This window comes from Streptomyces sp. NPDC007095, assembly GCF_040634475.1.
Classification (GTDB): Bacteria; Actinomycetota; Actinomycetes; order Streptomycetales; family Streptomycetaceae; genus Streptomyces.
Genome location: NZ_JBEYFS010000135.1, coordinates 21,831 through 32,255 on the forward strand (window position 1 = coordinate 21,831; position 10,425 = coordinate 32,255).

Annotated in this window: 10 protein-coding genes; 3 read left to right on the forward strand and 7 right to left on the reverse strand. The window is 69.2% G+C overall.

Going from position 1 to position 10,425, the window contains the following annotated elements:
- Nucleotides 1-146 precede the first annotated feature (146 nt).
- The 4 genes from ABZ656_RS36125 to ABZ656_RS36140 all read right to left on the reverse strand — a co-directional run bounded on the left by ABZ656_RS36125 (nucleotide 147) and on the right by ABZ656_RS36140 (nucleotide 5,571).
- A complete protein-coding gene (locus ABZ656_RS36125) occupies nucleotides 147-1,847 on the reverse strand; it encodes an FAD-dependent monooxygenase (protein WP_060900219.1) in 1,701 nt (566 codons plus the stop codon).
- Nucleotides 1,848-1,945: 98 nt separating this feature from the next.
- Nucleotides 1,946-3,421 carry an FAD-dependent monooxygenase gene (locus tag ABZ656_RS36130; RefSeq protein ID WP_101399175.1) on the reverse strand — a complete coding sequence of 492 codons (1,476 nt, stop codon included), beginning with the start codon at nucleotides 3,419-3,421 and terminating at the stop codon, nucleotides 1,946-1,948.
- Between the two features lie 214 nt (nucleotides 3,422-3,635).
- Nucleotides 3,636-4,031, reverse strand: a complete 396-nt coding sequence (locus tag ABZ656_RS36135; RefSeq protein WP_054237224.1) for a TIGR03618 family F420-dependent PPOX class oxidoreductase — start codon at nucleotides 4,029-4,031, stop codon at nucleotides 3,636-3,638.
- A 46-nt stretch (nucleotides 4,032-4,077) separates the two neighbouring features.
- Nucleotides 4,078-5,571 (reverse strand): MFS transporter, encoded by a 1,494-nt coding sequence (locus ABZ656_RS36140; protein WP_097285471.1) that lies wholly within the window; start codon nucleotides 5,569-5,571, stop codon nucleotides 4,078-4,080.
- Between the two features lie 137 nt (nucleotides 5,572-5,708).
- On the opposite strand from ABZ656_RS36140, the gene ABZ656_RS36145 reads away from it, so the two are divergent.
- A complete protein-coding gene (locus ABZ656_RS36145) occupies nucleotides 5,709-6,173 on the forward strand; it encodes a helix-turn-helix domain-containing protein (protein WP_101403585.1) in 465 nt (154 codons plus the stop codon).
- Nucleotides 6,174-6,187: 14 nt separating this feature from the next.
- Here the strand turns inward: ABZ656_RS36145 and ABZ656_RS36150 are convergent, their stop codons facing one another.
- The 3 genes from ABZ656_RS36150 to ABZ656_RS36160 form a co-directional block, all read right to left on the reverse strand.
- On the reverse strand, nucleotides 6,188-6,712 hold the full coding sequence (locus tag ABZ656_RS36150; RefSeq protein WP_235613982.1) for a flavin reductase family protein: 525 nt from the start codon (nucleotides 6,710-6,712) through the stop codon (nucleotides 6,188-6,190).
- Between the two features lie 141 nt (nucleotides 6,713-6,853).
- Nucleotides 6,854-8,164: a cation:proton antiporter gene (locus ABZ656_RS36155; protein ID WP_101399171.1), complete on the reverse strand. Its 1,311-nt coding sequence runs from the start codon at nucleotides 8,162-8,164 to the stop codon at nucleotides 6,854-6,856.
- Complete coding sequence (locus tag ABZ656_RS36160) at nucleotides 8,161-8,607, reverse strand: nuclear transport factor 2 family protein (RefSeq protein ID WP_101399169.1); 447 nt, start codon at nucleotides 8,605-8,607, stop codon at nucleotides 8,161-8,163. Before ABZ656_RS36160 ends, ABZ656_RS36155 begins: the two co-directional genes overlap by 4 nt.
- A 236-nt stretch (nucleotides 8,608-8,843) precedes the next feature.
- Here ABZ656_RS36160 and ABZ656_RS36165 point away from each other — a divergent pair, with 236 nt between their 5' ends.
- Complete coding sequence (locus ABZ656_RS36165; protein WP_101399167.1) at nucleotides 8,844-9,539, forward strand: antibiotic biosynthesis monooxygenase; 696 nt, start codon at nucleotides 8,844-8,846, stop codon at nucleotides 9,537-9,539.
- A gap of 268 nt (nucleotides 9,540-9,807) precedes the next feature.
- A partial coding sequence (locus tag ABZ656_RS36170; RefSeq protein ID WP_360273731.1) for an SRPBCC family protein occupies nucleotides 9,808-10,425 on the forward strand: 618 nt, incomplete at its 3' end.

A 10,425-nucleotide genomic window follows, 5' to 3' on the forward strand; every position in this document is an offset into this window, starting at 1 on the left:
GCTCTGTGAAGGCGGGCCCGGGGCGCGGCCTTCGAGATGGTGCCTCCGAGGCCGCGCCTTCGAGATGGGGCCTCCGAGGCCGCGCCTCCGAGATGGGGCCTCCGAGATGGGGCCTCCGAGATGGGGCCTCCGAGATGGGGCCGAGGTCAGGACACCTTGCGGCCCCGCACTCCCTGCTTGACGACGCCGGCCAGCATCGAGCGGCCGAGGTCGCGCATCTCCTTGGGGCCGGAGGTGCTGGCCCACCACATGAACTTCATCATCGTGGGGGTGGTGGCCCGGAAGAACCGGAGGTCCTCGGGGCCCTTCCAGCCGAAGGGCGTGTTGACGGACTCGCAGTCGCGGATCGCCTCGAAGACGATGTCCGCGGCCTTGTCACCGTCGATCTCGCCCGCCTCGTACCGCTCGCAGGTCTCGGCGGTGGTGTCGAAGAGGACCTTGAAGGCGTGGCTGTCCGGCCACCACAGGCCGGTGTAGGGCGCCTTCTCCATCTCCTTGAAGTGCCGGTCGTCGCCGTCGAGCTGGAAGTTCTGGCGCGCCATGATCTGACGCATGGTGGCCGGCGTGGTGAAGCAGGCCCACACCCGGAACACCGCGTTCCACAGCCGGAAGTGGCTGAAGGCGATGTACGAGCTGTTGACGATCTTGTCGTTGTACTCCAGGAGACCCTGCTCCAGGCGCTCCACGTACTCGAAGCGCTCCTCGGTGAAGTCGTTCTCGCGCAGAGCGTCCAGGATCCGGTAGGCGAGGGCGTCGACGACCTCGAAGGTGTTGGACAGACCGCGCGAGTACAGCGGGTCGATGAAACCGGCCGCGTGCGACATCAGGCACCAGCGGGCGCCGATGGTGCGCTTGGAGGAGTACTGGAGGCGGTCGGTGGAGACCCACTCGCGGATCCGCTTGGCGCCCTCGAACTGCCGCTTCACCGCCGGGTACATGTCGAGGTAGTGGTTGAACTCCTGGTCCGGCGTCATGTCCTTCGGCTTGGGGTACAGCCGCTCGTCGAAGGTCAGGCCGACACTGCAGGCCGGGTTCTTGGAGTCCTTGTAGTTGTCGAACGGGATGATCCAGAACCAGCCCCGCTCGATGAGGTGGTGCAGGGTGCCGCCGTGGAAGGGCGACTCGGCGGGCGGGCGCAGCGCCTCCGGGTAGTTGCACACGTCGTCGTACGGCTTGATGCCGACGTAGTGCGTGAACAGTGAGCGCGCGTGGTGCTTGTGCCGGGGCGGGTTCTCGCGCAGGTCGAACTTCTGCGCGAGCGGAGAGCGGAAACCGCTCGCGTCGATCAGGTACTTGGCCCGGAAGACCTCGCCGTTCCTGCCGGTGATGGTGACGCCGTCGTCGTCGACGTCGAGGTCGGTGGCGAACCAGTTCTGGCGGAGCGTGCAGCCGTACTTGGCGGCAACGTTCAGGTAGTGCGAGTCCGTGTCCTGGCGGAAGAGGTGCACCGCCTCGGTGAGCATCTTCGGGATGACGAACATCGTCGCCTCGTGCGGGTCCGGCTCGCGGTTCGGCCGGTGCGTGACGAAGCCGAAGCTCTGCTTGCGGCCGTGCGTCGGACCGATGTGCTCGGTCACCGCCTTCACGTCCAGCATGTGCTTGATCTCGGGGACGTCGTAGCGCACGGCCAGAATGTGCAGCCACTCGACGAGCTGCGGGTTCTGGGACTCGCCGACGGCGAACCGGGGGTGCTGACCGGCGTCGATGAGCACCACGTTCGCGCCCTGACGGGCCAGGATCGCTCCCATGATCGAGCCCGCGAGGCCCGACCCCAGGATGGCTACGTCGCATTCGGTCCACTCGGCGGCCTTGTCGGCCTTCTTCGCTTCCTCAGCCTTGGTGGGCAAGACCGCACTCCTCTTTCTCGTTTCACGGACGGGTCGGATGGGTGGCGCGCGTCCTACTGGGGGGGATTCGGATCAACAGGTCGGGTCGACCGGGGGGTTCAGGCGGCGGTGCCGGGCTCGCCGAACCACTGGGCGAGCGCGTCGGTCAGGCCGTCCGTGGAACCGTCGGCGCCGACCCAGGCGATGTAGCCGTCGGGGCGTACGAGGAGGTCGGCGGCCGGGGCGGCGGCGTCGGGCCGGGTGGCGGTGACGACGTCGACGCGGTCGGACCAGGGGGCCACGGCCTCGCGCAGCGCCGGGTTGTCGTGCAGGTCGAGGAGGACCGGGCGGCCCTGGTGCAGCAGCTCGTACGTGGTGGTCTTCTCGTCGCCGACCAGCAGTTCCTGGTCGGGCAGCCGGCGGCCGAGCAGCGGGTGGCCGCCCTCGACGGCGCCGTAGGTGATGTCCAGGCCGGTGACCAGGCCGACGAGGTGACGTCGTACGTCCTCGATCTGGACCAGTTCGGCGAACAGGTCGCGCAGCGGCTGGGCCTCGGGACCGCCGAGGTAGAGGGTGCGCTGGACCAGGGTGTTGTAGACGATGCGGGCGCCGACCGGGTGGCGCTCGGAGTGGTAGGTGTCGAGCAGGCCCTCCGGGGCGTGCCCCTTGACGGCCGCGGCGAGCTTCCAGCCGAGGTTGACCACGTCGCCGACGCCCGCGCTGATGCCCTGGGCGCCGATCGGCAGGTGGATGTGGGCGGCGTCGCCCGCGAGGAAGACCCGGCCCTTGCGGTACTCGGCGGCGTGCCGGCTGGCGTCGGTGAAGTAGCTGGTCCACAGCTGCTTGGCACCGCTGATGTCCTCGCCGGTCACCCGCTGGAAGGCGGCGGCCACCTCCTCGAAGGTGGGCGGCTCCTGGGTGGGGCGGACACCGGCGCCGCGCTCGAAGACCACCACGCGGGTGGCGCCCGGGCCGAGCGGCAGGACCACGACCATGCCGGCCTCGCCGACCTCACCGGTGGGGCGCAGCCGCAGCTGGACTCCGGCGACGTCCGCCATCTTCATCTCGATGGTGGCGCTGACGCCGGGGAAGTCGATCCCGGCCAGGTGGCGGACGGTGGAGCGGGCGCCGTCACAGCCGACGACGTACGCGGCGCGCAGCGTCTCGACGCCCTCCGGGCCCGCGACCTCGACCTGGACCCCGTTCTCGTCCTGCGTCAGGCCGATGACCTCGTGGCCCCGGCGGATGTCGGCGCCCAGACCCACGGCCCACTTGTTGATGATGGCCTCGGTGCGCGACTGCGGAACACCGCGGACACCGAAATTGCCGCCCTCGACAATGCGGTAGTCGATGGGGAGTCCACCGAAATGGCCGCCGGGTATGGTCTCCAGCGGACCGAAATCATCGAGAAGTCCACGCTGGCCGAATTCCTCGATCGTACGGGCGGAGAATCCCAGCGCACGGGACTGCTGCATCGGCTGTTCCAGCCGGTCGAGCACGATGACCGAGAGACCCGAGAGGCGCAGTTCTCCCGCGAGCATGAGGCCCGAGGGTCCCGCTCCGGCAACGATCACATCGGCATTGAAGGCGTCCATATTCCCTCTCCCGCTGGCGTTTTCTCCAGTATTCCGAGGGCTCCCGGGAAGCTGAATGGCCGCCGATACAGGACTCTGACAAGTTCGTCAGAGGCCTTGCAGCTACTGGGGGGTACGGGGGGCCAACTACAGGCGGAGCATGCGAGAGGGTGCCGGAAGTGTCTTCCGGCACCCTCTCGCCCCGTATGTGCCCCGGGAGTTCGGTACAGCCCGTTCAGTACAGGCCCATCACGCGGTCGACCGCGATCTCGATGACCGCGAGACCCGGGGGCTGCGGCGGCTGGGACCAGTACCGCTTGGCGTAGCGGCGCATCCCCTCCACCACCCGGGGCGGGTCGGTGGAGACGGTGGCCGGGCCCTCCAGGGTGATCCAGCGGGGGCCGACCAGCTGGCACACGGCGGCCCGGCCACCGGCCCTGGCTAACAGGTTGCGGGACTTGCGGCGGTGCACCGTGGTCATCACCCGGGCCAGGCCCGCCTCACCGTCCCAGGTGAACCGTACGGGCGCGACGTGCGGCGTGCCGTCCGGGCGAAGGGTGGTGAGGGTGCACAGGGCGTTCTCGGCGAGGAACTCCTCCGCCGCGGCGGACAGGGGCAGGGGCTTGGACATGGCCGGGTCCGTTCTTCCGTCGTCCGACTTCGGTCTCTGGTCTCCGTCAGGCGTGCGCGGGGACGGCCGCGGACTGCTCGGAGGACTTGGTGAACGGCAGCAGCACCAGGGTCACCACGAAGGCGGCGGCGGCGAAGCAGGCGCCCACGAGGAACGCGTCGTGGAAGACGGTCGTACGGGCCTCCTGGACCAGGGCGGGAACACCGTGGGCCTTGGCCGTCAGCTCGTCGACCCGGCGGAAGGCGTAGGTCGCCGCGACCGCGAGGCCGAGCGCGCCGCCGACTTCCTGGGCGGTGTTGATGAGACCGGCGGCCAGACCCGACTCGCGCTCCTCGATCCCCGCGAACGCGGAGACCTGCAGCGGGACGAAGGACATTCCGAGGCCGAGGCCCATCAGGACGAAGGCGGGCAGCACGTCCGTCAGGTAGGAGGCGTCGGACGGGGCACGCCACAACAGCATCATGCCGGTCGCGGCGAGCGCGAGGCCTACCAGCAGGACGGGCTTGGCGGCGACCTTGGTGACGACCTGGGAGGCGACGCCGGCGCCGACGGCGGTGAGCACCGCGAGCGGCACGTACGCGAAGCCGGTCTTGACGGCGGAGTAGTCCAGGACCTGCTGCATGAAGAGGCTCGCGAAGAAGAACAGGGTGACGCAGGTGCCGAGCAGCAGGATGGCGATGCCGTTGGCGGCGCGCAGCGAGGGGCGGCGGAAGATGCCGAGCGGCATCAGCGGCTCCTTGGCGCGGCGCTCGATGACGATGAAGGAGACGAGCAGGATCGCGGAGAGGATGAACCCGCCGATGACCCGGCCGGTCGGGACATTGGAGTCGGAGACGGTCTGGCCGAGGGTGAAGATCAGCAGGACCAGGCCGGCGGTGAGGGTGACCGCACCGGCGACGTCGAAGGACTTGCTGCGCTGGGCGGAGCGGCTCTCGCCGACGACCATCGGGGCGACCAGGGCGCCGATGACGCCGATCGGGACGTTGATGAAGAAGATCCAGCGCCAGCCGGGCCCGTCGGTGAGCAGACCGCCGAGGGTGACACCGGCGACGGCGGCGAGACCGCTGAGCGCGCCCCATGCACCGAGCGCCTTGTTGCGGGCCGGGCCCTCTTCGAAGTTGTTGGTCAGCAGGCTGAGCGCGGCGGTGGCGATGAACGCGGCCCCCAGACCCTGGGCACCGCGGGCGCCGATCAGCATCGCGGCGTTCTGCGAGACCCCGGCGAGCAGCGAGGAACCGGCGAACAGGAGCAGGCCGGTCTGCAGCATCCGGCGGCGGCCGAGGGTGTCGGCGAGCCGGCCGGTCAGCAGCAGGAAGCCGCCGAGGAGCATGCCGTAGGTGGTGACCACGTACTGGAGAGCGGTGGTGGAGATGTTGAGCTCGTCCTCGATGGTCGGCAGGGCGACGTTCACGATCGACACGTCGAGGAAGGTCATGAAGCCGGCCAGGCAGAGGAAGGCCAGGATGAGGCCGGGGCGGCGAGCCGGCCCGGACTCGCCCGCCGCCTTGGCGGGGCTGTGGGTGGACTCTTGGATGGACATGTCACTCCCTAGGAGCATGAGGATTCTCGGACGGGGACGTACAGGGAGGTACTGGCTTTGCTGGCTTCTCGGAAGCTAGCATCCTGGGTAAAGTAGGTACCTAGAGGAAAGTGACTTCCCGGAAGGTGATGGTCGGTATGACGAGCACGACGCCCACGAGCGACACCCGGTCCGCAAAGGGCGTTACGCCCGCCGTGGCCGGCCCCGAAGCCGCGCACGCGGCCGGCGTCGGCTCCCCGCAGAGGTGCCCGATCGCCCCGGTCCTCGACATCGTGTTCAGCCGTTGGACCACGCCGATCCTGTGGACGCTCAACGCGTTCGGCACCCAGCGCTTCGTGGAGCTGCACCGCAACATCGGCACCATCACGCCGAAGGTGCTGACGCAGCGGCTGCGTCAGCTGGAGCGCGACGGACTGGTGATCCGCACGTACTACCCGGAGGTGCCGCCCCGGGTGGAGTACGAGATCAGTGACCTGGGACGGACCCTGGCCCCGCTGTTCGCCTCGCTCTTCGACTGGTCGACCGACCATCTGCCGCTGGTGGAGCAGGCGCGGCAGCAGTTCGACGAGGCGGAGGAGCAGGGTCCGAGCCGCCACCACTGAGCCGGGTAGATCCACTAGCTCCATGCCGGTGTCCGCATGGAGCCCTGGAAGAAGATCAGCGGATCCTCCTGTTCGGCCTCGGAGGGCGCGCGCAGACCGACGACCTCGCCCAGCAGGATGGTGTGGTCGCCCCCGTCGTACTCGGTGACCAGCCGGCACTCCAGATGCGCGAGCGCCTCGCTGAGCACCGGCAGGTCGAGGACGGACCTGTGGTGCGGCACCTCCTCGATCCGGGCGGTCCGCCGACCGGCGAACGCCCAGGCCACGGGCTCCTGCCGCTGCGTCAGGAAGTTCACGACGAAGCCGCCGGACTCCTGGACCACGGGCAGCAGCCGGGAGTCGTCGTGCAGGCAGATGAGCACCAGCGCCGGGTCCAGGGAGACCGAGGTGAAGGAGTTCACCGTGGCGCCCGTGGCGTTGTCGCCGCTGCCCGAGGTGATGACCGTGACACCGGTGGCGAAGTGTCCGCACACGGTGCGCAGCGCGCGGCCGTCGACCGGACCGAGCTGCTCGGGGATGGCTTGCGAAACGGGGATCACGACAGCCCTCTCGTTCTCGGATACGGGGTTACGGAGTTACGCGGTTACGGAGTTCGGGGGTTCGGGGGTACCGGGTTCGGGGTTACGGGAGTACCGGGTTCGGGGTTACGGGGGTGCCGGGGGTGCCGGGGGCGTTCCTGATCAGGCGGCGCGCGAAGCCGGGGCCTCGGACGGCTCGGACGGCTCGGGCACGACGGCCGGCACCGGGCGGCGCCTGGACAGCAGCGGTCCCGCCATCGCCGTCGTGACGAGCGCCATGATCACGAGCATCGTGAACATGCGGGTGTCGAGCACGCCCAGGCTGACGGCCGCGTTGAGGATGATGAGTTCGGTCAGACCCCGGGTGTTCATCAGCAGCCCCAGGTCCTTCGACTCACGCCAGGAGAACCCGGCCAGCCGCGCCGGAAGGATGGCGCCGACCAGCTTGCCGGCGCAGGCCACGACGATGATCGCGACGAGCGCGACGAAGTCACCGGCGGTGAGCGAACCGAGGTCCACGCCGAGCCCGGTGACGATGAAGAAGACCGGGAGCAGCACGACGCTGACGTGGTCCATGGGCTTGCGCAGATGCTCCGCGAGAACCATGGCGGGCTCACGGGGCATCACGAACCCGAACAGGAAGGCCCCGAAGATGGCGTGGATGCCGATCCAGGTGGTCAGCCAGGCCGAGGTCAGGGCGCCCGCGCACAGCACCGCGAGCAGCGCCGACCAGCGCTCGGTGGCCGCCCAGCGCCACACCAGCCGGGCCACCAGCGGCCGTACGACCAGCAGCATCCCGGCCACGTAGGCCGCGCTGTACAGGCCGATGCGACCGAGGTCGGAGTAGTTCCCGTTCGCCGTGACCAGGGCCGAGACATAGGCCAGCAGGCACCAGGCGAGCAGGTCGTCGATGGCGGCGCTGGCCAGCGAGAGCGAACCGGCCCGGGTGTCCAGGAGCTTGTTCTCGGTGAGGATCCGCGCCAGCACGGGGAAGGCGGTCACCGACATCGCGGTGCCGATGAAGGTGGCGAACGCGACGAAGGAGATGTGGTGTCCGGCCACCGTGGAGTGCTCGTCGTAAAGGAAGGGGGCCAGCGCCACACCCAGGCCGAAGGCCATCGCGATCGACGAGAGCGAGACGCCCGCGGCGAGCCGGGCGTGCGGCCTGATCAGGCGCTTCTCGAACTCCCAGCCGACCACGAACATGAACAGGATCAGACCGACCTGGGAGACCGCGGACAGCAACGGCCTTACGTCGGCGGGGAAGAGGCGCTCGGTGAGGTTCCCCGGCAGCAGGCCGAGGACGCTCGGGCCGAGCAGGATGCCCGCGGTGATCTCGCCGACCACCATCGGCTGACGCATCTTCTGCGCGAGCCGGCCGAGTGCGGCGCCGGCCACGAGCACCACGCCGATGTCGGCAAGCATGATCGCGAGTTTCATGTCCTGGGGACTGGCCGCCGCCAGCGTCGTCATTGGGGCTCCCGGGGTCGGGGCGGGGTGCCGCGGGTCCACAGCACGCGGAAGGTCAGGGAGGAGAGCCGCCAGCCCTCCGCGGCGCGGCGGGCTTCGCCGGTCGCGAGGGTGCCGACCTGGAACAGGGGCTCGTCCGCCGCACCGGGGTGGTGCGCATGCGTCGAGACGAGGTTGGCGCGCAGCACGGCCCGCTCACCGGCGTCGTCGAGGTCGACGACCGCGGGCGAGCCGAGGTGCTGGGTGGCGGCGAAGGCCGCCAGCGCGTCACGGTGGTATCCGGCGAGTCCGTCGAGGCCCTCGTGCCGGCTCATGGGGAACTCGACCAGGGCGTCCTTCGTGAAGAGCGCCCGCGCCCACGCGTCGTCGAGTTCGTCGTCGTCGAGACCGATGAGGTACCGGTCAAGGAGAGTGGATATCTCTAATACTTCCGGGCCTGGCTGCATTACCCGAGCATGGCGCCCGCGCCAATCGGCAACCAAGGCCGCTTTTCACAGCCCTGACGAAGTTGAGAAAGATCTGACACCGCACTCAAACAATTGACAAAAGCGCCGCCAATCCTGAAGTGCCGACCCTTTCACATGGGCAGATCTTCTTGCCATGCTGCATTCGTAGCTCCATTCGTAGCTCCACCCGCACCTTCATTCGCACTCCCATTTCCTCGAACGGAAGAGACGAGAGAATGCCGAAGATCGCAGCCGATGGTCAGCACCTGACCGTTCTCAACCTGTTCTCGACCGACGCCGCCGAGAAGCAGGTCAAGCTGCTCGCCGCGATGCGCCAGATCGTCGACACGGCGGCCTACGAGGGCTGGATATCCAGCACGGTCCACGCCGGGCAGGACAAGCCGGGAACGGCCAACTTCATCCAGTGGCGCAGCACCGAGGACCTGGAGAGCCGTTACGCCGGTGAGGAGTTCAAGCACCGCACCCTCCCGCTCTTCGGTGAGATCACCACCTCGATCCGTCTGCTCCAGAACGAGATCGCCTTCACGCAGCAGAAGCCGGAACTGGGCGGCGTCACCGAGATCTCCCCGTCCCGCGACGACTACACGGCCATCGAGCTGTTCGGCGTGCTGCCGGAGAACCAGGAGGACCTGATCGACGCCCTGGGCGAGTCCCAGACGTGGCTGGTCGACGTTCCCGGCTACCGCACCCACACGGTGCTGCGCGGCCTGCGCGCCCGCGGCATCGAGGGCAAGTTCGTCGTCGTCTACTCCCAGTGGGACGGCAAGGAGGCGTACGACGCCTTCCGCTCCGTGCCCCAGGGCGAGCGCTCCCCGGAGCGCCAGAAGGTCGACGCCCGCGTCGCCGCGCTCCAGACCTGGCAGGACGAGAACACCTACCAGGTCGTCCACACCCGCTCCGCGGGCGAGTGAGCCACCCGGTGGCGGGCCGACCGGTCGGGCGGCGGCCGGCCCGTCACCGGGTCTGCACGTTGTTTCACGTGAAACACCCTCAGCAGAGGCACGCCCGACAGAAGCACGTTTGACAGATCGCGCACGGACGCGGACGCACGGGCGCGTTCCCATCCCCACTGGCTGGCCGCTGCCGGGAATCCCCACCCGGCAGCGGCTTTTCTGTCCGTCACGTTCCCGTTCCCGTCCCGCCCCCCGCGCGCCACACCAGGACGAGGAGACAGCACGCATGGAACACCCGGGCATGCGCCAAGTCGCGCACGAGATCACCATCGCGGTCCCGGCGGACACCGTCCACCGGCTGATCGCCGAGGTGGGGAACTGGCCGCGGATCTTCCCCTCGGTCATCCACGTCGAGTACGAGGAGGCTCCCGAGGGCGAGGAGCGGCTGACGATCTGGGAGACCGCACCGACCGCGGCGGGCGAACCTCGCTGCCGTCCGCTGCGCCGGATCGTCGAACCCGCCAAGCTGCGGGTCAACTTCCAGCATCTGGTCACCACGGCTCCCGTCGCCGGCCTCGGCGGCGCCTGGCTCGTCGAACCGCTCGACGAGAACGCGTCCCGAGTACGGCTGCTGCACGAGTTCCGGGCCGCCGACGACGACCCCGGGGCCCTGGACCGGATCAGCGCCGAGATCGACCGGAGCGCCGTCGCGGAACTCGCGGCGCTGAAGGAGAACGCGGAACGCGAATACGCCGACGCCGAGTTGACGTTCTCGTTCGAGGACACCGTCCACGTCGACGGGTCCGCCAAGGACGTGTTCGCCTTCATCAACGAGGCGAACCGGTGGTCGGAGCGTCTGCCGCACGTCGCCACGGTCCGTCTGGAGGAGGACACCGTGGGGCTC

Bases quoted from the DNA above. Each gene is read 5' to 3' on its own strand.
- ABZ656_RS36145 (WP_101403585.1), top strand. From the start codon at position 5,709: ATGACGAGCACGACGCCCACGAGCGACACCCGGTCCGCAAAGGGCGTT.
- ABZ656_RS36140 (WP_097285471.1), bottom strand. From the start codon at position 5,571: ATGTCCATCCAAGAGTCCACCCACAGCCCCGCCAAGGCGGCGGGCGAG.
- ABZ656_RS36155 (WP_101399171.1), bottom strand. From the start codon at position 8,164: ATGACGACGCTGGCGGCGGCCAGTCCCCAGGACATGAAACTCGCGATC.
- ABZ656_RS36135 (WP_054237224.1), bottom strand. From the start codon at position 4,031: ATGTCCAAGCCCCTGCCCCTGTCCGCCGCGGCGGAGGAGTTCCTCGCC.
- ABZ656_RS36160 (WP_101399169.1), bottom strand. From the start codon at position 8,607: ATGCAGCCAGGCCCGGAAGTATTAGAGATATCCACTCTCCTTGACCGG.
- ABZ656_RS36130 (WP_101399175.1), bottom strand. From the start codon at position 3,421: ATGGACGCCTTCAATGCCGATGTGATCGTTGCCGGAGCGGGACCCTCG.
- ABZ656_RS36165 (WP_101399167.1), top strand. From the start codon at position 8,844: ATGCCGAAGATCGCAGCCGATGGTCAGCACCTGACCGTTCTCAACCTG.